This window comes from Sulfurimonas sp. HSL3-2, assembly GCF_039645965.1.
Taxonomy (GTDB): Bacteria; Campylobacterota; Campylobacteria; order Campylobacterales; family Sulfurimonadaceae; genus Hydrocurvibacter; species Hydrocurvibacter mobilis.
The window spans coordinates 469916-494019 of record NZ_CP147917.1; the positions used below are offsets into that span (position 1 = coordinate 469916).

Consider the following 24104-nt stretch of genomic DNA (forward strand, 5'->3'; position numbering starts at 1 on the left):
TGTAAAACTGTAAAGTTTAGTATAAAAAATAGAAATTCTGGAAGTTTTTTATACTAAACTTTATATAGAAAAGGTGGTTATCATGTCAAGTACGGATTTGCTAAAAAACGGTATTAAGAAAGTTACCAAAGAGTTGACTAATAAGATCAATCAAAAGATCTCGACGACATTAGTTTTAAAACAACTTCAAGGGGAGTCATTCAATGTATATAAATTAAACGGTACAAGTGAAGTCGGCAAGCCTTATGTATTTGACCTTTTTTTCGTTTCGTCACACCCTATATCGGTCGAAGATATCGTAGATACGGATGTTAAGGTAACGATCAAAGACGAAAACTCTCATCAACATAAAGAGATATACGCAAAGATATATAAAGCGGCAGAGAACTCTGTAGTCGCTTCTAAGTACATGTATGAACTGCAGGTTGTTTCACCGTTGTATTATTTACAGTTCAATAATCGATATGAAATTTATCACGATAAAAAGGCGAGTGATATTATCACCGAGGTGTTAAACCGTTACGGCTCTTTGCTCAATATAAAAATAGACAATAAAACCGATAATGCAAAAGCTCCGATGAGAGAGTACACTACCCAGTATGATCAAAGTGATCTTGACTTTATAACAATGCTTTGCGAAGAAGAGGGTTATAGCCTTCTTTATCATTACTCTTATGAAGATAAAGACTTTTTACATGATCCGTTCATCTTCACTCTTTGTGAGCTCAATGAGCATTGTAAAGTCGTTGAAAACTCTGCAGTCGCTAACTTTAACTTATCAAAAAAATTCGCTGCGTCACATATGGTCGAAAACTATTTTGATGAAGAGAAACCCTCTTTAGATATGATGACCGACTTTGGAAGTATGTTGGATACCGAGACATTAAAGGATAATGACACAACTAAACAGCTACGTGCCGAGTTGAAAAAATACAATCTCAGAGATAAGCTCAATACTCTCGATGAATCTCTGTTTAAAGATCTTAAACGCTACTCAAAAATAGATGCATATGCCTCTTTCGGCGAGTCGAGAATAGTAAGCGGAACTTCCGAAGAACTTTTCATTCATGATGGAGTGGCAATAGGACTGCATGATGAAAAAGCAGTTAAAAACTTCGATGTCATTGTTTTAAAATGCGAATATAAGATATTGTCTCCTAACGCATTGGAAGAGTACATAGAAGCAGAAGAGTTCCAAGAGGAACTTCAGTATGAAGTATATTTTACGGCAATACCAAAAGAGGTACTCTATAAACCTTTACAGAGTATTGGAAAACCGAGAGTTGATTCTGTTCAGACTGCCATCGTTTCTTCGGGAGTAAGCCAAACGTCCGAGCATGCTAACGAGATAGATGTAGATGAAAAAGGACGTATCCGCGTACTCTTTCATTTTGAGCCGAATAAAACGACATCTTGTTATGTCAGACTTGCCGGTTTTTACAACGGTGACGGTTACGGAGCACAATTTTTACCAAGGGTAAACTCCGAAGTCATCGTAAGTTTCATAAACGGAGATATCGACAAACCGGTTATCATAGGTTCGCTTTACAACGGTGAGAACAAACTGCCGTACAATCTGCCAAAAGATAAAACAAAATCCTACATAAGAACCTACTCTCTTCCTGCATATGATGATGAGATGGGCTACAATGAAATAAGTTTTGAAGATAAGCAAGGCGAGGAGCTGCTTTACTTTAGAGCACAAAAAAACCATGAACTTGACGTAAAAAACAACTATACAGTCGTTGTAGATCATGATGCCCAAACCATTGTCGGAAATGACGAACAGCATACGACAAAAAACAACTTTACTCTCACTGTCGGTAACGACTCCACAAGACTGGTACAGGCAAATGACATAAAAGTGGTGGAAAAAGAGGAAATACATACGATAAAAGAGGACAAAGAGCTTCATGTACTCAAAGACTTCAACACGGTCGTACAGCAAACCCACAAAACCATAGTGGAAAAAGATATGGTCACGAGAGTAAAAGGCATTTTACATCAGTATGTACATAAAGATGTCAAACAAAAGTTCCTGACTGACCTCTTCGTGCAAGTGGGCAAAGACTACAGACTTGATGTGACAAACGCCTTACATGTAAAGTCAAAAACTGAAAAACACACGACGGGTACGTATGAGATCGTAGCGAAAAACGGTATCTCTTTAAAATGCGGCGGTTCGGTTCTTACCGTAGATGCAAGCGGCATACACCTAAAAGCTTCCACGGTGGACACGGCTTCGGGTAATGGCGGAGTAAGTGCCGCAGAAGTAGCTAAAGTAACTATAGAGAAACCTGTGTATAATAAAGTTCGCGTTACGGGTCTGAGCGTAGATGTCACAAAACAAAGCAGCATAGAAGACGTGCTTACTTTCACAGCAACGGTAGAGGTGTATGAGAATGATGCCTGGGCACAAAAAACAGAGTTGACCGAAACACAAAAATCGCAGCTTATCTGGACATTTGTGAAAAACAATGACCAAGCCGACAAAGATATCTTGAGTGATAACCCGATGAATGATAAAATAACCGAAGACGGTCTCACTATGACGGTCAACATTCAAGAAGATAACATCTACAAGTTTGCTCATGTACACTGCTATGTGGCAGACTCTGAAAATGAAGGGTATGCAGTGAGCGAACTAAAACGCTATCTTGAAGTAGAAAATATAGCAGAGAGTTATCTTCCTCCCGAAGAGGGACAATGTATTGCAAAACTCAATATTGATGAACCAAGACCAGATGAACTAGAACAGATCAGATGGACAGTAGAAGATAAAGCAGTATCTAAATATAATGGAAAAGAGACCATCACCCATAACCTTAAAGAAGAAAAAGTACATGAGATAAACTTTAGCGCATATATAGATGGTAAACCTGAAGATGCGGCTCATGCTTGTTTAACTTATGATGAAAAAGAGAGTGATGAAGTTAAAATAAAAGAGAAAAAATGATGATACAAAAAATACTAATCAGTTTACTATTTATAGGAAATGGTGTATTCGCCCAAGATAACATAGATATAGATGGATTTTTAAAAGAATTAAAGCCAGAGCCTACCGTAAACCTTTGTAAAGATAGTGTGAGAACAAATGAAGAATATATACAATGTCTTCAAGAAAAAACAGACAAAAATTCAACCATAGATAACGTAAACTTTTTAGCAGGTATATATGCAGTAAACAAAGAGTATGACAAAGCTATAAAAACCTATAAAATAAATGTAGCAAAAGGAGATAAAAAAGCCACTTACTACCTAGCGGGAATCTACAACGAAGCACTACAACAACACGATAAAGCGATTCCATATTTTGAGAAAATAAAAGATTATAAAGACAGTACCTGCCAAATTGGGGGTATAAAAGCGATAGTCAAATATGAGAGCTGGTTTAAGTTTTTAGATAAACGTAAAGCAAAAAAAAGAACATTAAAATTTTATGATGATGAGATAAAACAAGGAAATGTAAAAGCATACGGGTGTAAAGGACTTTACTATAATAGTTTAAAAGAGTATGAAGATGCAGAGAAAGCATTTTTAAAAGGCTTAGAGAAAGGAGATAAACAAAACCTCTTTTATCTTGGAAATTTTTACTATTACTACAAATACAACTTTGAAAAATCTATACACTACTATGAAGAGTCATATAAAGCAGGAAATATGCAAGCTGCTCATAACCTTGGGAATATGTATGAGCGAAGTAAAGAGTATGACAAAGCGATACCTTGGTATATCCCCTCAGCTAAATCTGGGGATTTGAAATCTCTTTACAATTTAGCAAATATATATAGAGAAAATGGCAAGGAAGAGACTGCCTTAAAAATCTATAAAAAAGTAGGGGATTTAGGTTTAGAAGACGGATACCTTGCAGTTTGGACATACTATACAAAAACCACTAAACAATATAATAAAGCTATAGAATATTTAAAAGGATGCTATAACACAGGGCATAAAGAGTGTGCACGTTCAATTGGACGCATTTATGATGAAGACCTTAAAGAGTATGACAAAGCAATCAAGTGGCATATTAGAGGGTATGAGATGGGAGATGCAGAGAGTGCATTTAATTTGGCTATGTTATATCATGTAACACTTAAAGATTTTAAAAATGCAATCATCTGGTACAAAAAAGCTTCTGATATGGGATATGTAAAAGCTATGAATAATCTAGCAGTTCTTTACGAAGATGATCTAAAAGATAAAGTAAAAGCGATAGAGTGGTATAAAAAAGCAGCTGCTCAGGGACATAAAAAAGCAAAAAAACAACTAAAAAGGTTAGGAGAACTCAATGAGTAAACGCTATGAAGGGGATGTTTATTATAATAATGATGAGATAGTTCACTTACAATCATTTGAAAATGTTGATGGTACGTTGTGTAAACAAGATGATAGGACACGATTTGCATATATGATCGTTAGTGAAGATGAGGCTTTAAAAGCAGCCGGTTCACTCGATGATGATGTGAGTGTGCTTGATGCCGTAAAGGGTAGATATGCTCCGATCCTACTTGAAGCGGTAGAAAAGGAGAAAACGCAAGTCTCTAAAGCCCTTAGTTTAGCACCCAATGAAACTCTTATAAAGAACAAACTTATCCATCTTGTTTCTATCCCTGCATATAATGTTACATGTACAGATGATATACTCTATGTTTTAAAGTACCATAAAGCTAGAAAAAACTTAAACAATGCAGATAAAAAAGGCTCTGAGAAAAAAAATGTCTCGTATCTGAAAAAAAATCTACAAGATTGTAAAGCGATGGTCTCACTTGAGCTTACACAGTTAAAAAAAGAGAATCCAAGTAAAAAAGAGCAAAACCCGTATGTCTTAATATCTATGCCATATGTTTACAATGCCTCTTTGGATAAAAACTATCGTATAACAGAGTATAAGTGTGTAGATTATCAAGATCAGGTAACACTCTCTCTGATACCAAAAGTAAGAGTAGAATATGGTGTGTTTTTTGATGGTACAAATAACAATATGTACAATATAAACTTTTACCAAGATTATAAAACTTACTTAAATAAACAAACAAAATATATAAAAGAGAATTTTTTACCTTATAAAAATAAATTAGATTCAAGAAATGAAAATGCTTATAAAACTTTCGCAGATTATATAGCAACCCACCCAGATCCGCAAAAAACTCCTCGTATTATGAATATGCTCCGAGATGAGATCATTACCGATGTAAGATATTTTGAGGAAAGTTCTACAAAAAAACACAATTTTGGGAGCGATAAAGCCTCCAAACATAGTGATAAGGTATTTGACTTTTTATATGAGTTGCGAGACACCTTGACAAATAAAGATGAGAGTTTTGGTGAACGTTTGAGTGACTGGTGGAATAATAATTCAGATGTTAAGGGCACTTCAGCAGAGGTCAAAAACTTTGTGATCAATCAACTTCTCCCTAGTGGTACGAACGACAGTTATATTAATGGTTACACAAATGTAAAAAGATTGTATGAACATTATATAGGTGATGATAGGCTGATACTAAAAAAGGATAAAAAAGTTTATGAACACTCTTTGAGACGTTTTAAACTTTATGCTTCAGGGTCAGGAACGATTGATCCTGTAGATAGAAAAAAATTTGATAATGATTCATTTATTGGTTTGGGCTTAGGTGGTGGTATAACAGGTGTACAAGCACATATCGTTTACACATGTGATAAGATAGTAGAACAACTAAGAGAAAAGAATATATCTCATATAGATGAACTTGTTTTAGATGTTTTTGGTTTCAGCCGAGGAGCGACAGAAGTAAGACACTTTATCTGTACGATCATGAAAGGGTTTGAACTCTTAAAAAAAGATGGTTATGAAAAATATGCACTCAATTGTGATGTTGAGAAAAAAAATATCTTTAGCGGTTTATTTCCAGGAGATAACGGTGTATATATCAAAATAGCCAACAGACACTACTTCAATCCACTTTGCACAGATGTTGAAAGTATAACTGTTACAGTTGATGCAGGTGGTAGAAGTGCAGAGGTACCTATAAAAAATCCTTATTATAAAAAAGCAAATATCGCTATAAGTAGTATATCATTTCGACATGCAAATATAGGGGATACCGTAACCCATTTTGGTTTAATGCAAAGCAATGACTCAAAAGATTTAAACATACATTTCAATAAAGATAAAATAGGTTCAGTTTTTCATCTTATGGCGATGGATGAATATCGTTACAACTTTGAAGCTCACTCTATTTTTGAAAACAGTTATGAGGGGATACTGCATTCCGAAGGTAACTTTAAAGAGTGGTTTGTCCCGGGAGCTCATGCTGATGTAGGCGGTGGTTATGAAAATTCTCCCGCAGATGAAACAGTCATGTTTCCAAAGGAAGTCAGATTCTCGGAAAAAACAATTTTAATGAGACCAGCCCGATATTACGACTTTATCAAATGGAACAATAAATATGGTTGGATTGACAAAAAGCTTGTCACAAAAGAATCTGATTTTAAAAAGATATATACATCAAACAATATTCATAAAACAGGATTTTTCTATGAAGAGGACTACTTACCTTCAAATTCATTAGAATTAATAACAGGGAAAAGAAAAAGAACTTTTTATATGCATAGAACACACCTCTCATGGGAATATGAACTTGTAACATTGAAACTTTTTCACGATGCTGCAGTCGCTGAGGGAGTAGATGTGCCTTTTATTGATATTATGGATAAGTATAAATTTAAAAATCAAAAACAAGATACAGATTATTTACAAAAGTTATATGACACACTGAAAACCGGAAGAGCATTAGAAGAAGAGCGACATATTGAACTAAAACAAAAATATCTGCACCACTCTTCAAATGAAGATTCTATAGCAAATCCTCCATCGACAGAGGGCTACAGCATAGTTTATGGACAAAGGGTTATTTATGGTTCAAAAGGTAAAAAGTTTCCTTATAAAGATTTTTCATAGATGTATGAACTAGAACACATCATCCGTTACCTGCGAAATTTTGATATCAACGAAGAAACTGTAAAAAAGTGTTATGCGATGATGAATAAAAGATCGATGTTTTTACTTGCTTTTCTTGTTCTGTCAGGGTGTGCTCACATTAAACCCGTAGAACTCAAAAAGAGCAGTTACGACATAGAAAAATGCAACAAGACAAGCTACACCCCTGCTGACCTTCAAAGCTATGAAACTCTCATAAAACAAGGAGAGCTTCAAGGCTATAATTGTGAAGGTATTTACTATGTTAGAGAAAAGAACTACGAAAAAGCCAAAGAGTATTTCCAAAAAGGAGCAGACAAAGGAAGTATAGAGTCTTACGCTCAGCTTGGAAGTCTTTACTCACACTTTTTACAACAACCCGAAAAATCGTTTTCTTACTATGAAACGGCAGCAAATGCAGGACACGTAAAAGCTGCACATAACCTCGGAGTGGAATACGACAGAAAACTTGACTACAAAAACGCCCTCAAGTGGTACCAAAAAGCAGCAGACAAAGGTAATGTTTACTCTCTTCTAGCCGTCGGGCAGATTTATAGAAAAGAGGGAAAATATGAAAAAGCCGTACAAACCTTTGAAAAGATTGGAGAGCTTGGAAATTCTAGAGGTTACTTTAACTTAGGGGTGCTTTACTATAAAGAAAAAGAGTTCTATGATATAAATAAATCCAATACCTACTTTTTAAAATGTTACAAAATGGGTGACGGTGGCTGTGCTGCTGCTTTAGGTACATACTATGAAGAGGACAAAAAAGATTATAAAAAAGCTATAGAGTGGTATAAAAAAGGTTTTGAACTAGGAAGTAAAGACTCTGTTACAAGACTAGGGCTTTTATATGTTGACATATTAAAAGATTATAAAAAAGGAATTTACTGGTACACCCAAGGGTATGAAAAATTAAATAACCTAGATTGTGCTTTTAGCATAGCTTTAACATACCAAGATTTAAAAGAGGATGATAACGCTGTCTCTTGGTTTTTAAAAGCACATAAAGGAGGGTATAAAGATGCAGCATACGGGCTTGGATATTTATACCAATATGATTTAAAAGATAAAGAAAAGGCTATTGAATGGTATAAAAAATCCTTAAACATAGGTTCACAATATGATGCAGCTGCCCAACGTAAATTAAAAGAATTAGGGGTTAAATAAGGAGAGGTCTAATGTATGAACTAGAACACATCATCCGTTACCTGCGAAATTTTGATATCAATGAAGAAACTGTAAAAAAGTGTTATGCGATGATACCTGATCCTTACAGTAAAGTAGAATCGCAGGATAAGTTATATATCGAATGTAAAACACAGTATGACATTAATACCATAGGTTCTTTTATTGAAAATATTACGAGCGGCATAGAAAAAGGCTATATAGTAGATGCCATCAAAAAGACGGCGTATCAGTTTAATTATGTGAGGGAGATCCCCCGCATCGCTTTTTATGTCGTCGTTTTAAGTAAGCTTGTAAAATAACTTTAGTAGTTATAAAGATTTAATATACTGGTTGAGAACGTTAAAACTGATTTTTAGTGTATTTAAATCATTATTTGCTTTGGCACTACAGATACTTCCTTCGATCGCGGAAACTATAAACAGTGCTTGCTCTTTAGGTTTAAATTTAGTTTTTGTCTGTTTAAGATTTTGTGCTTTAAATAGAGCCATTTCCATGGCCTCTTGCCATCGGCTGTAAACGCTTTGCAGATATTGGAAAAACTCTTCTTCTTTATCACTCATATCCTGGATGAAATTATTTAGCGGACATCCGTGTTTTACCGTTACAAAAGCATCATCACTCGCATATAGGTCATAGAGTGCATTGATCTGCTCGATCAATGTGTTTAAAGGTTGCTCACTGTCAGCTAACGGAGTCGTCCAGTGTGATTCTAATAAAAACTCTAAATAATACTGCATTGCGCTTAAGACTAACTCATTTTTATTTTTAAAATGATAGTACATAGCACCTTTTGTGAGGTTGGCACTTTGTAGTATATCCATGAGACCTGTCGCACAGTAGCCTCTTTTATAGAGCATATCAAAAGTAATATCGATAAGAGTTTGCTTCGTGTTTTTCATTCTTTACCTAAAACAAGATTATTTTAAAATCTTATTTTACCAAAAAGGAACATATATATTCCTTCTTGGATGTTTATGCAGACATTTTATTAGCTATTTTTAAAGATATATCCTGATATTTAGCATCGCAGATTCTTTCTAGTTCATCCCAAATCATAGCTCTTAGATTTAAAGAGTCCATTACAGCTTCTTCGATTTCTTTGTGCTCGTTTTCATCTGTATTCATACATAAGACCGTTGTAGCATCATCGCTATGGTCTTGATCTCTTTCCCCATGACGATTCCAAAACCCCATATCTATATCAGAACCGAAGCACGCTTCTATGCCTTGAACCAAATATGGAAAATTATTCGGTATAGTCAATTCTCCGCCAAAACCGAGCCATGAACAACCGATGGCAAATGATTTATTAGCGACTGCATCGAAAATAGTATTGTTTAGAAGACGGATACTTGAGATAGTTTCTGTTTTCTCCAATCCTTGTTGAGAAACCCCTATAGAATCTAACATAGTCAGGTACAACACAGGATGACAATTTTTCAGTGTGTTATGTCCCATCTCTTCATAAAGGTTGTCCATAAGCATGAAACGACTTTTGATATCCGGTGCACTTCCCATTAATTTACAGATCGCTGCTGTAAAAGGCATCACAATTTTTCCAAACTGTTTGAGTACAAATAAAACGCCCTCTTGGGTATACGTGTTACTTGCAAATTTTTTTAAAAAAGGATGCTCAAATACGGCATGCCCTCCAACTTTTTTCTCTAAGTTTGACAAGAATTGATAGTTCCGTTGAAAGCGAATACTATTTAATTCTTCCTCATTGTACGGTGATAATATATTTTCCATTTTCTTTGTCTCCTTGTTAAGAAATTCAAGGCAAATTATGTAGGAAATCCCTATAATCTACAAGAGGTATATCTGCCATAATCGATGCCAAAAATGACAAAAGGAGCTTAAATGAAAAAAAAAACCTATAAATATAGCGATTGTCAACTATGATAAAGTCTTAATATCTTCTCTTCTCGGTATTGTAGACATATTTTCAATAGTTAATAATTTCTGTTTAGATGCTAGTTGTTTATATTATTTCAACATAGAAATATTACATACTGATGAAGCCATTAACAATTTTAACCTTTCAATAAACATTGACAGTAAACCGCTGCGGAATGATGCTGTTTACGATCTAATCATTATTCCACCCATAATCGATATAGAGTTTAATTTCGGAACGAATGAACGACTGATAAGATGGTTAAATATTATGTATAGCAAACAAAGCATCATATCTTCTGTATGCGTCGGTGCTTATGTACTGGCACAATCGGGTTTGTTAGATAATAAATATGCGACAAGTCACTGGGTAGTAGAATCAATAATCAAACAAAACTTTCCTAAAGTAAAGTTAGATGTTAATAAGTTGATTGTTGAAGATGACAATATAATAACTGCCGGAGGAGCGAGTGCATATATTTACCTGTGTCTATACATAGTAAGAAAGTTTATCTCTAGTAAAGCGGCATATACTTGTGCGAACTATTTAGGGGTTGATGCAGGGAAAAAAAGTCAGCAGCACTATAAAGACCTTGCACAAATAGCGACTAATAATGATCACGACATCGAAAGACTCATTTCATGGATTAAAAATAACTTTTCAAAAAGTATAACACTTAAGGATATGTCAAAAAGAATATCTGTCAGTGAACGGACGCTCATAAGAAAATTTAAAAAATCTACAGGCGATCTGCCAAATAACTTTATCCAAAAACTTCGAGTTCAAAAGGCAAAAGAACTTTTAGTAAATAGTACGGATAGTTTTGAACATATTACTTATCTGGTCGGTTACACTAATCCTTCAACATTTAGACAAGTATTTAAAAAGACGACAAACTTAAATCCTATAGAGTATAAAAGATTGTTTCTTGCAAAATAAACAGACTATTTTACAAAAGTCGGAGATTACCCGTTCTTCTTAAAACCGCTTAGGTTCAAGGTGTGCTTTGTTGCCCGGGCAATGATGCTCTGTTCAGGACGAAGCAGGGCGTCAGACAAAGTCTTGACCGTAGAAAATATCTCCTCGAAGTCATGATCGGGATAACTGCTTTGCAATACGATCTTATCCATAGAAAGAGAGGAAAGGACCTCCGGGTCAAACTCACCAACATTGGCAGGACCGATGGCTACAAAAAAGTTTTCAAGACCCTCATGCGCATGTGTTGCATTGAGCACAAAGCCTTTATCACCGCGTGTGATAAGTTGAGCAAGCATTCTGTCGTTTAGATCACTCTCTTCAATGAAAAGAGGTTTATCAAGTGATGGCTGGTCTTGCAGCTCTTCACTCTCTTTGATACTAAAACCGACACAGTTTACGTCGACGGAGTCTTTAAGGCTAAGCGGTGCTGCGTAAAAGATGGCGCTATACTCTTGTGCATCGGCTTTTGCTTTTTCAAGCGCTGCAGCATCTTTTGGTTGTAAAAAAAACATCTGTATCATCGTGTCTTCGATGATCTCATCGATATCGTCTAAAAACTCTTCTGTCGTCTCTTTGACGTTTATGTCGATTGTCATGTGTTCTGGTTCCTGTCATATCAAGATATGTTTTTGAGATGCAATTCTTATTCGATATTATGGGAAGATGAGAGTGTCTATGGCCGATATCTCTTCAGGAGTCAAACAGATATCTAAGACTCCAAGGTCATCTTTCATATGCTCTAACGATGTAGTACCGTCAAGCGGAATGATCCCTTTTGCCATCAGATACGCATAAAATACCTGAGCAGGTTCCAATCGCCGTTTCATAGCCGCGCGAATAACTGTCTCACTGCCTACAAGGTGCGGATTTGCAGTTAAGCTCCAAAAACTCTGGTAGCGGATATCATGGTCGTCACAAAAAGCACGTATATCCGTGTCATAGTCAGCATCGGCATAGAAACGGTTCTGCAGGACTGCAGGTTTGATCTTCGCTTCATCATAAAGACGTTTGAGCATACTAAGTTCATAACAGTTGCTGATCCCCAGCTGTTTTGCACCGCCACTTATAACGATCTCTTCCATAGCTTGCCATGCTGTGATGAGGCGGGAAAAGGGAAACAGAGGAGAGTGCAGGAGATAGGAGTCGATGTAGTCGGTACGAAGGTTCGCAAGTGAGACCTCAAAAGAGTGTGCTATCTGCTCTTGCAGCGGTGCATCTTTATCGTAGGGAACACTGTTTGGGTCTTGCCCTTCAAGGGGCGTGAACTTTGTCTGCAAAAAAATTGCTTCGCGCTTCAGACCTTCTGACGTAAGTGTTTGAAGAGCTTCGCCTACGCCTGCTTCATTGTAGTGTTTTGGCTGGCAGGCGGTGTCGATACCGCGAAAACCGCAGCGCAGTGCAGCTTCAACGAGAGTTGATGTCCGATCTTTTTTCCATGCCGTCCCATATATCAGCTTCGGCATGACGACTCCGGCATTTGAGATGATCGTATCGGACATAATGGCTCCCTTTGTATGTTACATGTAAAGATTTACATATCATGACATAAATGTTTCTTTTTAGAGCTTAGTGTTTTGCACTTGAACTACAGTCGCAACCGCCAAGCATCCCTATGACAAAGTGGTCATCGACTTCAGTGACGTCAAACTCATGCTTGCCGCAAAAACTCCCCTGCATGTGAGCCAACTGCTTGTCGGCCGCACCTTTTGCTTTTGATTTATCGTCAAAAATAGTGATCTGGTCAAGACCCTCGCGTTTTGCACAACTGCATAGTTTTTCAATAATGACATAATGTTCCATAATCGTTTCCTTGTAATAATCTTGCATTACAATATGCATCCGGCATTCTCGATGAGGGTATAGCAAGAAGGTATGTGAAGGAATATTTATTAAATCTTCTTAATTGCTACAAAAAGTAATTATATTTTAATTTTAATTTTAATTTAATATTTTCATATCACATCACTAGTTTTTTTTGTTATATTTAATGGATAGTTTATATAAAAATCAATCAAAAATAACATCCATATAAGTATTTTAAATAATACAAATATGATGTTTTCTATCTACACAATCGTTATTCGCAAGTTTTCAGACAATGTAAAAGGTAAAGTAACAAAGTAGTGTGTGATGAGTTATGGCCTTTTACATGTAACACTATTCATAAAGGTGACATGATGGAAGAAAATAAGTTAAACAATCCACAGTGCGATTTTTCGTTGCAAACTTCAGCTTTGGTATGCATACCAAACAAAGACTTCATTCCTATACAACTTCAAACCATAAATACTGCAGACTCAAAAAACAATGTATCAAAAAGTGTAAATAATCCTTTACATGCGCCCCAAAGGAAGTGCCCTTGGGGTATAAGACAAAAAAACCGAATAAGAGAGGTGGCCTGATGGAGGCAAATCAAATAATAAACAATGATCATAACATCAATCTTAAAACTAGAAAAGTGAGAATGAAGAAGCTTATTTTATCGGTAGGTGGAATAATTTTAATTATTTTAGCAATACATTTTAATTTTTACTTTGCACTAAAAGAAAAATTTCATGCAAAGGAATCCATTAATCCACAAGCAACAGCATATTTTGTACAAGCAACAACTATCTCTACGATATGGATAAAAGCATTTCATAAATATTTAGGTATTCCTTATGATAGTGTGTTCTTTCGACCACTTATTTCGTTAAGAGATTATTTTTTTGCAAAAGGTGAAGAAGCAATTGAACCTGATAATGCTGAAGATGCAATGTGGTGGGTACAAAACTATATGGATTTCTACGGTTTTACAGTTAGCGAAGCAGAGAGTAGTCCATATAAAATAGAAAAACTTGACCTAAAAACAAGGCAACAAATTGCAAAAAAACTTTACAACTATATTATCAAGTTTGATAATGGTTCTATAAAAGGTGTCTACGCAAAAGAATATGGTGACAACTTTATCACCCTATCAAATTTCATCGGAGCATATCTTCGTGTAATACCAAATATATATGAAGGACAAACAAAACAGGAAAAAAGTGAAAATTTTTATTGTGATATTACGTTGACTAAAAAGTTGATACAAGTCGATTACATATATACAAAAGCATTAGAAGAATCTTCTTTGGATATAAATCAAAAGTATTATTATTTATACTATAGATATGATGCTTTAGAAAGTATTATTTTTGGAACGATGTATCGAAGTCATGGTTTTCCAATCATTTTATGTAAAACAACATTTATGCAGGATTATATCAATGTCTTTCGAGAACTTTCACATTGGGTGATAGATGATTCAATACCAAAAGACAGCGCAGATAAAGATCATACTAGACTGTTTAGGCATATCGCACTTTCTAATAATCCAAAGAAGGTATCAACATACACTTTAGTCGCAGTTGACAAATATTGTCCACAATATGATGTCAAAGATTTATTAAAATTTAAAGAAAGGAAATAAGCAATGGCAGAATATAGTAGGACAACACAGGAAGATTTAGAGTTTGCATTAGGTAATATTTGTGATGTAATGAGTGCACTTGATATGGCTGAAAAAGTAAAAGGCAAGGGAGGCTTAAGTGTAACTTCATTTGTATGTGATGCGAGTGGAAATACACTATTTTCTTATGAAACTGTTATGAAGTATTACCAAGATGAATATGGTGCAGAGCACATGACTGCTGAGATTGCAGGTAAAATAGTAGGAAATTCTGGGGACAGGATACTAATTAAATAATTCTTACATGTAAAAAGAATAAATAAAATAAGACAGGTGGCGTGATGAACGGTTTTTTTTGTACATTTGTAAATAACACATTATTCAAAGGAAGACTATGCATTTAGTAGCAGGAATATTACTTTTAATCATTGTAATTATCATATTAGGCTTATGGTATTTTGGAGTAATAACCATCATCATCACGATACTTCGAATATTACGTGCAATATTTACGACTTTACCAGGAACTCTTTACGGTAAACGGATTAAAGAAAAGATATCGTTCAATCCTCTGCACATTTTCAATAAACGAAAGTGGATACAAGTAGTAGTGATTTTTACTTTGTTAAATATCAGCTTGTACGCATACAATCGAAGCTGGCTAATGGACGAACATGCAAAATATCTACAGGCAAAAGAGTATTTTACGGCAGGTGAGGTGCTTGCTTCACATTTAAACTTTTTAACAGCTATCTTACATCCCGGTTCACTTTCACTTAAGCCGTTGTTTACTTTAGAACATGGTATTTACCTTCTTGGTGCTTCACATCTTCCAAAAGATGATGCAGAGGAGGCGTTATGGTACTATCGTTGGTTTATTTATCCATATGCTAAGCAGGATTTGCTTCCTAAAGCAAATCGTTATTTATGGATTTTATTTCCACAAAATAATCATTCAAGTTTATTGGCTCGTATACTAATGAGAGATTTAACGATCAAGGATATCGCTCCAAAAAACTACAGAGCACCGCAACAACGTTTTTTAGAAAATACTTTTGCCATCATTGAAAAACTTTCTACTTACCCCATAAGTGATCCGAATATGCAAAGAGAGTACCTTAAAGGATTTCCCGGACTAGCATTTTACTATTCTCTCAATCAGATCTACCGCTATAACGGTCCTGCTCCTTCTGCGCGTAAAGCAATGCGTAAAGAAACTTGGTACACTCCTCACAATGAGGCACAGATGAAATGGTACTTGGCTTTTGAAAAAGAGATGAATACTTCACAAATTCAGAAGCTTTACAGCAAACATTTAGCAAAAAATCAATCGCTTCTCTATGGCGCCATCCTCAATGTTACAGAAGACCTTATTTTAGCAAAAATCGGGCGTATGAATTTTACATGTAACGGGGATTATATGCAGACCTATGTAAGAGTTAGAAATCTTGTTGCCGGAGAAGATGGTAAGGAAAATGGTCTTTTTTTTAAATTTTCAAAAAATGAAGGTTATTGGATGTATGACGCTTTCATTCAAATGCCTATGTCTAAATTTTATAAAAATGTAGCGCGTGATTATTGTGGATATATAGTTTTTGGAAAAGATACTTTTTCAAATGTTTCAGAACAGTGGCAAACCAGTACCGGCAATACTGCAGCTGGAGACTATTTAGACAAATTAAACCAACAATTAAAATCTATAGGAGAGAAAAATGAGTCAAACAACCAATGAACTAATAGATGAAAAACAACAAGAACTTAAAATTACACCCCAGTGCATGAATCTTCACTTTTGTATTTATGACAAAATGCAATAAAGAGAGAGGAGAAGTCGGTCGATAGTTATACTCTTATAAAAAGTAATATTTACTTTGTTTGGGAAAGTGTACATGCCGACAAGACTGAGAATAGATTTAGCTGGTTATCATCACATCATAAACCGCGGAGTAAACCATTGTATTGTGTTTAACTCCGATACTGACAAAGAGATGTTTTTGCAGATCATCAACAAAAGTGCTACCTTGCATAATGTAATATTGCACGATTACTGTTTGATGGACAATCATTATCATTTGCTTATAGAGACACAAAAAGAGAACTTATCGACTTTTATGAGACTGGTAAACGCCAACTATGCTCAATACTTCAATAAAAAATACCAGCGCAGCGGTCATCTTTGGCAAGATAGATACAAATCAAAGTACATTACATCAGAAAACTATCTTTACTCCCTTATCAGATACATAGAAAACAATGCGCTTGAAGCTTCTGGTTGATAAAGTAAGCAGTTACCCATATACTCTGTCATATCTTATTTTTAATGTAAAATCCTACCATCCATGCTGTAACGATTCCATTTTAGTCAAACAGTTTGACTTAAAAACTCTGAATGAATTTTTAGGAGAGCCTATGAGTGAAAATGAGTTAGCCTATATAAAAATAAAAGAGAAACAGAAGATATTGAAAGAAAAGGGTGCTTTACATGTAAAGCAAGAAAAGGCATTTGAAGAACATTTCTATGATGTCATCACAAAACTAGATAGAAACCTAGCAATAGTCAATGCATACTTTGATGGACATACGCAAGCAAGTATAGCATCATATTTAAATGTATCAAAATCATTAATAAGTAAAATTATAAAAATGGAGGGATAAAAATTGTGACACTTTTACTCATTCTTTTCATTATGATAAAGTTAGAATTATTGAAGAATAATTGTACGGCGCTTACTCTGTAAAGTTGGCAAAAGCACCTTCAACGCTCAAAACATTTTTGTAGTGGGCTTTTGTAAGATTTACTCTTTTTGTTTTGAGATCACATACCGCAATTCGAAAGTTAGAGCCCATGAATGGTTCTACGATACAGATGATCTTCTCTCCAATCTGGCGCGTTGCATGGACGTTACCTTGAAGAGATGGGAAGAAATATTGCGGGTAGCTAAGAGGCGTTATCTCAACAATATCTACACTCTCAGGTCTTTTGAGCGATTGCGTTACACTCATAGCATCTTCATAGCTCTCAAAGTGAACGCACCAGTCATCAAATCTTTTATTAAAATGTTTTAAATCTTCATCCAGAAATCCACCGGCTGGAGATTGTAAAGCGAATATACTCACAATAGAAACCTTGAATATTTGTACACAATTTTTAAAAAACGAATTGTAGCATAGACAAAGGATATCTTGTTTTCAATGAAAAATAAGACTTTGGATAAATAAAGTAAAAGTTTGAAAGGTTTTTGAAAAAGGGAATTAAGTTATGGATGGTGTCAAGAGGGAGACTTGAACTCCCGACCTCCGGCTTATGAGACCAGCGCTCTAACCAGCTGAGCTACCTTGACACGTCTTTTAAGAGGCAGAATTATATATTACTAAACCTTTAAAATTCTTAAAACGCACGAAATTTCTTCAAATAATAATAATATCAAAAAAGTATAGTCATCTGTAGTAAATATTGTTTAGTTTAATAGACTCAACAAATGTTGACATTTTTACCTTTATCTTGTAAAATCACAAAAAAATTATTTAGGAGAATAGTATGAATTTTCAACCACTAGGAAATCGTATTTTAGTTGAACGTATGGAAGAGGCTAGTACAACATCTACTGGTATTATAATCCCAGATAATGCGAAAGAAAAGCCGTCTCAAGGCAAGGTAGTCGCTGTAAGCGATGAGGTGAAAAATATTGCAAACGGCGATACTGTAGTATTTGGAAAATACAGCGGCAGCGAGTTGACGCTTGATGGCAGTAAATACATAGTTATAGATGTAGACGACGTTTTTGGAATCATAAAGTAGATTAAAAACAGAAGCGTTTTCTATTGGGCTTCCTGCTAAAGGAAACCTAGTGTTAACGCAGGTTAAGGGATTTTATTCCTTGACCGAAATAAACTCAATGAAGGGTTCCCTTCATTTTATGAAATAAAATTAAGGAATGAATTTATGGCAAAAGATATAATTTTTTCAGATGAAGCACGTAATAAACTGGCAAAAGGTGTGGCACAGCTTTGTGACGCAGTAAAAGTGACGATGGGACCACGCGGTCGTAACGTTCTTATACAAAAAAGCTACGGAAGCCCGATTATCACTAAAGACGGTGTCTCTGTCGCTCGTGAGATCGAACTAAAAGACAGACTTGAAAACATGGGTGCACAGCTTGTTAAAGAGGTCGCATCAAACACTGCCGATGAAGCGGGTGACGGTACTACGACTGCTACGGTTCTAGCAAATGCTATCTTTAGCGAAGGTCTTAGAAACATCACGGCGGGAGCGAATCCTGTTGAAGTAAAACGCGGTATGGACAAAGCTTGTGAAGCGATACTTGCAAACCTAAAAGCTGCGTCTAAATCTGTAAAAGATAAAAAAGAGATAGCACAAGTTGCAACGATCTCGGCAAATTCTGATACTCAGATCGGTGATATGATAGCCGAAGCTATGGAAAAAGTAGGTCAAGACGGTGTTATCACTGTTGAAGAAGCTAAAGGTATCTCTGATGAGCTTGAAGTCGTTGAGGGTATGCAGTTTGACCGTGGTTACCTAAGTCCGTATTTCATCACAAACACTGAAAAGATGACGGCGGAGATAGAACAGCCATATATCTTGCTTACAGACCAGAAAGTCACATCTTTAAAAGATCTTTTACCTGTTTTAGAGCAAGTACAAAAGACTTCTCGTCCGCTTCTTATCATTGCAGAAGACGTAGAGGGTGAAGCACTTTCGACTTTAGTTGTAAACAAACTTCGCGGGGTGTTAAACATCACTGCGGTCAAAGCACCTGGTTTTGGTGATCGTCGTAAAGCGATGCTTCAAGATATCGCAGTGCTTACAAACGGTACCGTTATCTCTGAAGAGACAGGTCATACGCTTCAAGGTGCTACTATCCAGCATCTTGGTCAAGCGGGACGTGTCGTGATAGACAAAGACAACTCTGTGATCGTTAACGGTGCAGGAAGCGCAGACGCGGTAAAAGCAAGAGTTTCTGAGATAAAAACACAGATAGAGAGTACTTCAAGCGAGTATGACAAAGAGAAACTTCAAGAGCGTTTAGCAAAACTTAGCGGCGGTGTCGCTGTCATCAAAGTGGGTGCTGCTACAGAGACTGAGATGAAAGAGAAAAAAGACCGTGTAGATGATGCACTTTCTGCGACTAAAGCAGCAGTAGAAGAGGGTATCGTCATCGGTGGTGGAGCGGCTCTTGTACGCGCAGCTGCAAAAGTGAACCTAGACCTTACAGGCGATCAAAAGATCGGATGTGAGATCATCTTACGTGCTGTAAAAGCTCCTGTAAAACAGATAGCGATCAATGCAGGATACGACGCAGGTGTCGTCGTAAATGCTATAGAAAACGCAGAAAATGAAAACATAGGTTTCAACGCTGCGACAGGCGAGTATGTAGATATGTTCGAAGTGGGTATCATCGATCCTCTTAAAGTGGAGCGTGTCGCACTTACAAACGCTACATCTGTTTCGAGTCTTCTTCTGACTACGGAAGCGGCAATATTTGAGATCCCGGAAGAAAAACCTGCTGCTCCTGATATGGGTGGAATGGGCGGAATGCCGGGGATGATGTAATCATTTTCAACTACATTTAAAAACTTCTATTTCCGTACCTCAGTAAGGTGCGGAAAATCTTCTATCTTGTTTTATCTGCCTTATCCCATTAATATTTGATTTGCTTTGATTCATTACAATGGTTTTATCATTAATCTATAAGGGATTTCAAAGATATGAAAAGAGAAATATTAATAATTACAGTTCTAATAACCAATATTGCATTCGGTGCTGCACTGCCTGTAAAAAACAGAGTCGACAGAGAGATAGACACAAATAAAAATAGAATAAAGACTTTAGCAGGAGAGACTCGTAAATATCTTTACAATAAAGGTTTGGATGCAGCGATCGCCGATAAAAAAGTCTTAAAAGCACTGGGCGGTAACGAATACAGAAACTCATTGATGGCAGAAAACATCGTGAAAAATTTTGCGGAGATCAAAAATGAGGATATCATCGCATTCATAGGTAACTGTGCTTTGCATGAAAGAGCTGTAGACTTCAGTTCACATGAGGATATCGTCGCTCTTTTACAAAAAAAGAACAGGTTTAAACTAGATCAAGATATTTTAGAAAAAGTGCACAGGATCAGTTCTGAAAATAAGCATATAAACACTTTATACCGATCATAAAAATCACATTGTGACTTTTTTTTACAACAGCTTTTTCTCCAAGGTCATATTTTTCATATTGTAAAAAAATCCATCGTTAATAGGATAGAATAGCATATATGAAAAAAATATTTTTACTGCTTTATCTATCGGTATCATTGTTTGCGGCTCAGAAGGTGGTCCTACAGCTCAATTGGAAAAATCAGTTTCAGTTTGCAGGATATTATGTCGCAAAAGAGTTAGGATATTATAAAGATGCGGGTATCGATGTCGAGATAAAAGAGTTTGATTTTAACACGGATATCTCCAATGTCGTCGAAGAGGGAAAAGCGGATTTTGCAGTCGGGCGCTCTTCTTTGATTATCGATAAAATAAACGGTAAGGATGTCGTCGCCTTAGGGGCGATATACCAAGAATCTCCGATGATATTGCTGACAAGAGATGATACCGGCATCAACTCGATAAAAGATCTAAAAAATAAACGTATCATGTTAACAAAAGATGCCAGAGAGACAGCATCCATTATGGCGATGCTGTTTTCAAACGGCCTTTCTAAAGAGGACGTGTTGATAGAACCGCATAGTTTCAATCTAGACGACCTTATCAATAAAAAAACCGATGCGATGGCGTCGTATATATCCAATGAGCCTATACGAATGGAAGACAAAGGGATAGGCTATAAGGTCTTCGATCCTAAAGAGTATGGATTTCATTTTTACAGCGACATCCTTTTTACATCATCAAAGTTTATAAAAAAGAATCCAAAATTAACAAAAGACTTTTATGATGCAACGATGAAAGGCTGGCGGTACGCATTTGATAATATCTCACAAACGGCGGAGATCATAAACAATCGTTACAATACTCAGCATAAGACATTACTGCAGTTGATAAAAGAGGGAGAGATACTAAAGCATCTTGCCTTTAAAAAAGATACTCCATTAGGTTATTTGGATAAAAAACAGCTAAATGACATAGTCAAAGTCTATCAGGTGCTCGGGATAGCCACTAAAGATATCAATATCGATTCATTTATATATGAATATAATCATCCCATGGAGCTTGCATTTAAACTCAAGTATAAAGATATATGGTTTCTTCTGATCATATTTATACTGTTGTTGGTAAGTTTGAACTTTATCTTGCTTTTTATAAGTCTTCGAAACAGATGGATACATACACAAAGTCATCTAAATCAGACAATAGAACGTCAAAAAGAGAAGATCGACAGACAGAATAAGATCATTATCATTCAATCTAAAATAGCAGCTATCGGCGAGATGTTAACTAATATCGCTCATCAGTGGAGACAGCCTTTGAATATTATCTCTTTGAACACGGCAAAAATAGAGACATCTTTGCTTTTAGGTCACGAGATGAAAAAAGAGGAGATCCTTCAGATCAGTAATGATATCAACCTGCAAACACAATACCTCTCACATACGATAGATGATTTTCGTAATTACTTTAATTCCAACATGGAAAGTTTTGAACCTTTTAACATACAAGATGCGATCAAAAAGGTGAATGAACTTACCAAAGAGGTCTTTAAAAGCAGCCGTATAGAGACCGTAGTGAGTGTCGATGATTGTGTTATCACACATAATGAGAACCTTCTGATCCAATCCCTGTTAAATATTTATAACAATGCCAAGGATGCTATAGTCGAGAGCAGAGTGCCTTATAAGTATTTTTTTATTGATGTAAAATGTGATGAACAGAAGATAGTGATAATATTAAAAGATTCGGCAGGCGGAATCGATCAGGAGATTATAGAAAAGATATTTGAACCGTATTTTACGACAAAACATAAGTCAAAAGGAACGGGGCTGGGGCTTTACATTACCTATGCCATTATAACGCAGCATTTAAAAGGTACGATATCAGCACACAATGTCGAGTATAAGTATCAAGGACATGATCTTAAAGGCGCGGAATTTCATATAGTCATACCGGCTAAGTTCTAGCCGGTTTACGCTTTTTTTCTTTTTGTTAAAAAGATAAGTATTGCAAGTGATGTGATGATAAACGATATACCTCCCATCAAGTACAGAGCGTTTATCATCTTGTCATAGTTCTCAATAGCGATTTTAAATACAACCATCAGTGTTTCTATCGAGAGTGCTATTAAGATCGTGATAAGAAACTTTGTCAGTACTTTTATCTCTATTTTCGAGTCTTTCGAGTAACTTTTAAAGAACACTTCCTGTTCTAGTATCGTCTTTGCCAGATCAAAGATCGCAAGTCCTAGTGTCGTAGCGATAACAGGTTTAAATATCGCATCGATATTCAGACTTTCATGAAACATATTTTTTAGAAAGTCTATACCTCCGTATATGATCGCTGCTGTTGAGAGGATCATCATAAAAAAGCCGGCGATAAAATAGAAAGCTTTAACGATCTTACTAAAATAGATATGTTTGTCGATCAAGCTGAGTCTTTCAAGCAGTTTCTCTAAGACAAAGTCCATAAAGATGATCTTGTCACCCTCTTTTTTTGAGACCGTTATGCAAAGTGTCCCTGTCGTAGAACTTTGATAAGGCTCAGTAAAAGCAAAATTATTCTCTTTTATATTGAGCTTGTTTAGAAGATAAGCTCTGCTTTTGTTTTTTTCAGTCTCATCGTTGTATTTGCTGTAGATATTTGCCGATGTCTGCATCTTAGAGATAGCATCGACGGTATAAACAACTTCCAAAGAGGGAAAAGTCGTAAAAAGCTTTTGATAAAAGTTTTCAGCTTCGTTGCTTAGTTTGTCTAAGTTCTCGATACTGCTTTGGATAATGCTCTCTATTTTATCTTTGTTCGTATTGTATATCTCTATATATTCTCTCATAGTAGAACCTCTTAAATCTGATTTATTGGTCAAATTATAATCTACTATGTGGAATATATGTACAGATAGTTGTTTATATTTTAAGCATTCTTGTCTATTAAAGAGAAACCTAGCTCCATCATCTTTTTATCGATGGTCTCGACTGCTTTATCGATCGTTTTGTAACTGATGTCGGGTAGTTTGTCTCCCCATATCTGTTCGGCTTCTTTAAAACCCTGCAATATCCCTTCGCGTCCGGCTTTGAGTAGTTTTTCATTGTCTCCTGCGCCACTGAGCACAAAGTTGGCTATCCTGTCTGCTGTCTTATTTATGCCGAAAAACCCGTCTTCACTTACCAGTTTTTTTGCTTCATCCTGTGAAAGAGATGCGATGTTCTTACCGTTATAGCCGATATCTTTTAGAAAGTTTTGGAAGTTTTCCTGATTGAGATCAAACTTGCTTTTATCGGTGTCTGCTATTTTAAACTGGACATCTATGGAAACGGCACTGTAACTCACAGCATTTTTTTGCAGTTTTGATTTGAGATCGTTAAAACTCTCTTTTATCTTATCCTGCTTTTTAACTTTTATCTCTTCATACTTTTTGTATAGTTCTGCTTGATTGATATTAGAGTTTATCTGCATCGTCATCCTTTGATTATAGCTTACATGTAGAGTAA

General features: G+C 35.8%; 23 protein-coding genes and 1 tRNA gene. 15 read left to right on the top strand and 9 right to left on the bottom strand.

Annotated features, from left to right (window positions below; genetic code table 11):
• Positions 1-82: 82 nt before the first annotated feature.
• Genes tssI through WCX87_RS02470 form a run of 5 tightly spaced genes read left to right on the top strand, consistent with a single transcriptional unit; the run spans position 83 to position 8445 of the window.
• Positions 83-2956, top strand: coding sequence for a type VI secretion system tip protein TssI/VgrG (tssI, locus tag WCX87_RS02450; protein ID WP_345980453.1), 2874 nt, complete (start codon positions 83-85; stop codon positions 2954-2956).
• Complete coding sequence (locus WCX87_RS02455; protein ID WP_345980454.1) at positions 2953-4296, top strand: tetratricopeptide repeat protein; 1344 nt, start codon at positions 2953-2955, stop codon at positions 4294-4296. Before tssI ends, WCX87_RS02455 begins: the two co-directional genes overlap by 4 nt.
• Positions 4289-6937, top strand: coding sequence for a DUF2235 domain-containing protein (locus tag WCX87_RS02460; RefSeq protein ID WP_345980455.1), 2649 nt, complete (start codon positions 4289-4291; stop codon positions 6935-6937). Before WCX87_RS02455 ends, WCX87_RS02460 begins: the two co-directional genes overlap by 8 nt.
• Complete coding sequence (locus tag WCX87_RS02465; protein ID WP_345980456.1) at positions 6938-8125, top strand: tetratricopeptide repeat protein; 1188 nt, start codon at positions 6938-6940, stop codon at positions 8123-8125.
• Between the two features lie 11 nt (positions 8126-8136).
• Positions 8137-8445 (top strand): hypothetical protein, encoded by a 309-nt coding sequence (locus tag WCX87_RS02470; protein WP_345980457.1) that lies wholly within the window; start codon positions 8137-8139, stop codon positions 8443-8445.
• 9 nt (positions 8446-8454) lie between these two features.
• Here WCX87_RS02470 and WCX87_RS02475 read toward each other — a convergent pair whose 3' ends face one another.
• Together WCX87_RS02475 and WCX87_RS02480 are read right to left on the bottom strand one after the other, a co-directional pair.
• A complete protein-coding gene (locus WCX87_RS02475) occupies positions 8455-9045 on the bottom strand; it encodes a TetR/AcrR family transcriptional regulator (RefSeq protein WP_345980458.1) in 591 nt (196 codons plus the stop codon).
• A 73-nt stretch (positions 9046-9118) separates the two neighbouring features.
• Entirely contained in the window at positions 9119-9895 is a 777-nt protein-coding gene (locus WCX87_RS02480; RefSeq protein WP_345980459.1) for an iron-containing redox enzyme family protein, read from the bottom strand.
• A 316-nt stretch (positions 9896-10211) separates the two neighbouring features.
• Between WCX87_RS02480 and WCX87_RS02485 the strand changes: the two genes are divergently transcribed.
• Positions 10212-10982, top strand: a complete 771-nt coding sequence (locus WCX87_RS02485; RefSeq protein ID WP_345981087.1) for a helix-turn-helix domain-containing protein — start codon at positions 10212-10214, stop codon at positions 10980-10982.
• Between the two features lie 26 nt (positions 10983-11008).
• Here the strand turns inward: WCX87_RS02485 and WCX87_RS02490 are convergent, their stop codons facing one another.
• The 3 genes from WCX87_RS02490 to WCX87_RS02500 form a co-directional block, all read right to left on the bottom strand.
• On the bottom strand, positions 11009-11617 hold the full coding sequence (locus WCX87_RS02490; RefSeq protein WP_345980460.1) for a hypothetical protein: 609 nt from the start codon (positions 11615-11617) through the stop codon (positions 11009-11011).
• Positions 11618-11674: 57 nt separating this feature from the next.
• The gene (locus tag WCX87_RS02495; RefSeq protein WP_345980461.1) at positions 11675-12520 is read right to left on the bottom strand and encodes an aldo/keto reductase; all 846 of its coding nucleotides are present in this window, start codon (positions 12518-12520) and stop codon (positions 11675-11677) included.
• Between the two features lie 67 nt (positions 12521-12587).
• The gene (locus WCX87_RS02500; RefSeq protein ID WP_345980462.1) at positions 12588-12821 is read right to left on the bottom strand and encodes a hypothetical protein; all 234 of its coding nucleotides are present in this window, start codon (positions 12819-12821) and stop codon (positions 12588-12590) included.
• Positions 12822-13422: 601 nt separating this feature from the next.
• Between WCX87_RS02500 and WCX87_RS02505 the strand changes: the two genes are divergently transcribed.
• The 5 genes from WCX87_RS02505 (at position 13423) to WCX87_RS02525 (ending at position 17106) form a co-directional block, all read left to right on the top strand.
• Positions 13423-14472: a hypothetical protein gene (locus WCX87_RS02505; protein WP_345980463.1), complete on the top strand. Its 1050-nt coding sequence runs from the start codon at positions 13423-13425 to the stop codon at positions 14470-14472.
• Between the two features lie 3 nt (positions 14473-14475).
• Positions 14476-14748, top strand: coding sequence for a hypothetical protein (locus WCX87_RS02510; protein ID WP_345980464.1), 273 nt, complete (start codon positions 14476-14478; stop codon positions 14746-14748).
• A 97-nt stretch (positions 14749-14845) separates the two neighbouring features.
• Complete coding sequence (locus tag WCX87_RS02515) at positions 14846-16183, top strand: hypothetical protein (protein WP_345980465.1); 1338 nt, start codon at positions 14846-14848, stop codon at positions 16181-16183.
• Between the two features lie 157 nt (positions 16184-16340).
• A complete protein-coding gene (locus WCX87_RS02520; protein ID WP_345980466.1) occupies positions 16341-16727 on the top strand; it encodes a transposase in 387 nt (128 codons plus the stop codon).
• 133 nt (positions 16728-16860) lie between these two features.
• Positions 16861-17106 (top strand): hypothetical protein, encoded by a 246-nt coding sequence (locus WCX87_RS02525; RefSeq protein WP_345980467.1) that lies wholly within the window; start codon positions 16861-16863, stop codon positions 17104-17106.
• 72 nt (positions 17107-17178) lie between these two features.
• On the opposite strand, the gene WCX87_RS02530 is transcribed toward WCX87_RS02525, so the two are convergent.
• Positions 17179-17568, bottom strand: coding sequence for a hypothetical protein (locus tag WCX87_RS02530; protein ID WP_345980468.1), 390 nt, complete (start codon positions 17566-17568; stop codon positions 17179-17181).
• 147 nt (positions 17569-17715) lie between these two features.
• Positions 17716-17792: transfer RNA gene (locus tag WCX87_RS02535), tRNA-Met, on the bottom strand.
• A 197-nt stretch (positions 17793-17989) separates the two neighbouring features.
• Between WCX87_RS02535 and groES the strand changes: the two genes are divergently transcribed.
• From groES to WCX87_RS02555, 4 genes are all read left to right on the top strand, one after another.
• The gene (groES, locus tag WCX87_RS02540; RefSeq protein ID WP_345980469.1) at positions 17990-18250 is read left to right on the top strand and encodes a co-chaperone GroES; all 261 of its coding nucleotides are present in this window, start codon (positions 17990-17992) and stop codon (positions 18248-18250) included.
• A gap of 144 nt (positions 18251-18394) precedes the next feature.
• A complete protein-coding gene (gene groL / locus WCX87_RS02545; protein WP_345980470.1) occupies positions 18395-20023 on the top strand; it encodes a chaperonin GroEL in 1629 nt (542 codons plus the stop codon).
• Between the two features lie 155 nt (positions 20024-20178).
• Positions 20179-20634, top strand: a complete 456-nt coding sequence (locus WCX87_RS02550) for a hypothetical protein (RefSeq protein ID WP_345980471.1) — start codon at positions 20179-20181, stop codon at positions 20632-20634.
• A gap of 98 nt (positions 20635-20732) precedes the next feature.
• Positions 20733-22580 carry an ABC transporter substrate-binding protein gene (locus WCX87_RS02555; protein ID WP_345980472.1) on the top strand — a complete coding sequence of 616 codons (1848 nt, stop codon included), beginning with the start codon at positions 20733-20735 and terminating at the stop codon, positions 22578-22580.
• Positions 22581-22585: 5 nt separating this feature from the next.
• On the opposite strand, the gene WCX87_RS02560 is transcribed toward WCX87_RS02555, so the two are convergent.
• Both WCX87_RS02560 and WCX87_RS02565 read right to left on the bottom strand, forming a co-directional pair.
• The gene (locus tag WCX87_RS02560; protein WP_345980473.1) at positions 22586-23446 is read right to left on the bottom strand and encodes a PDC sensor domain-containing protein; all 861 of its coding nucleotides are present in this window, start codon (positions 23444-23446) and stop codon (positions 22586-22588) included.
• An 80-nt stretch (positions 23447-23526) separates the two neighbouring features.
• A complete protein-coding gene (locus WCX87_RS02565; RefSeq protein WP_345980474.1) occupies positions 23527-24069 on the bottom strand; it encodes a hypothetical protein in 543 nt (180 codons plus the stop codon).
• Positions 24070-24104 lie beyond the last annotated feature (35 nt).

Bases quoted from the DNA above. Each gene is read 5' to 3' on its own strand.
- WCX87_RS02475 (WP_345980458.1), bottom strand. From the start codon at position 9,045: ATGAAAAACACGAAGCAAACTCTTATCGATATTACTTTTGATATGCTC.
- WCX87_RS02560 (WP_345980473.1), bottom strand. From the start codon at position 23,446: ATGAGAGAATATATAGAGATATACAATACGAACAAAGATAAAATAGAG.
- WCX87_RS02465 (WP_345980456.1), top strand. From the start codon at position 6,938: ATGTATGAACTAGAACACATCATCCGTTACCTGCGAAATTTTGATATC.
- WCX87_RS02480 (WP_345980459.1), bottom strand. From the start codon at position 9,895: ATGGAAAATATATTATCACCGTACAATGAGGAAGAATTAAATAGTATT.
- WCX87_RS02515 (WP_345980465.1), top strand. From the start codon at position 14,846: ATGCATTTAGTAGCAGGAATATTACTTTTAATCATTGTAATTATCATA.
- WCX87_RS02525 (WP_345980467.1), top strand. From the start codon at position 16,861: ATGAGTGAAAATGAGTTAGCCTATATAAAAATAAAAGAGAAACAGAAG.
- WCX87_RS02565 (WP_345980474.1), bottom strand. From the start codon at position 24,069: ATGCAGATAAACTCTAATATCAATCAAGCAGAACTATACAAAAAGTAT.
- WCX87_RS02550 (WP_345980471.1), top strand. From the start codon at position 20,179: ATGAAAAGAGAAATATTAATAATTACAGTTCTAATAACCAATATTGCA.
- WCX87_RS02500 (WP_345980462.1), bottom strand. From the start codon at position 12,821: ATGGAACATTATGTCATTATTGAAAAACTATGCAGTTGTGCAAAACGC.
- WCX87_RS02520 (WP_345980466.1), top strand. From the start codon at position 16,341: ATGCCGACAAGACTGAGAATAGATTTAGCTGGTTATCATCACATCATA.
- WCX87_RS02495 (WP_345980461.1), bottom strand. From the start codon at position 12,520: ATGTCCGATACGATCATCTCAAATGCCGGAGTCGTCATGCCGAAGCTG.
- WCX87_RS02510 (WP_345980464.1), top strand. From the start codon at position 14,476: ATGGCAGAATATAGTAGGACAACACAGGAAGATTTAGAGTTTGCATTA.
- WCX87_RS02460 (WP_345980455.1), top strand. From the start codon at position 4,289: ATGAGTAAACGCTATGAAGGGGATGTTTATTATAATAATGATGAGATA.
- groL (WP_345980470.1), top strand. From the start codon at position 18,395: ATGGCAAAAGATATAATTTTTTCAGATGAAGCACGTAATAAACTGGCA.
- WCX87_RS02455 (WP_345980454.1), top strand. From the start codon at position 2,953: ATGATGATACAAAAAATACTAATCAGTTTACTATTTATAGGAAATGGT.
- WCX87_RS02490 (WP_345980460.1), bottom strand. From the start codon at position 11,617: ATGACAATCGACATAAACGTCAAAGAGACGACAGAAGAGTTTTTAGAC.
- groES (WP_345980469.1), top strand. From the start codon at position 17,990: ATGAATTTTCAACCACTAGGAAATCGTATTTTAGTTGAACGTATGGAA.
- tssI (WP_345980453.1), top strand. From the start codon at position 83: ATGTCAAGTACGGATTTGCTAAAAAACGGTATTAAGAAAGTTACCAAA.
- WCX87_RS02555 (WP_345980472.1), top strand. From the start codon at position 20,733: ATGAAAAAAATATTTTTACTGCTTTATCTATCGGTATCATTGTTTGCG.
- WCX87_RS02505 (WP_345980463.1), top strand. From the start codon at position 13,423: ATGGAGGCAAATCAAATAATAAACAATGATCATAACATCAATCTTAAA.
- WCX87_RS02470 (WP_345980457.1), top strand. From the start codon at position 8,137: ATGTATGAACTAGAACACATCATCCGTTACCTGCGAAATTTTGATATC.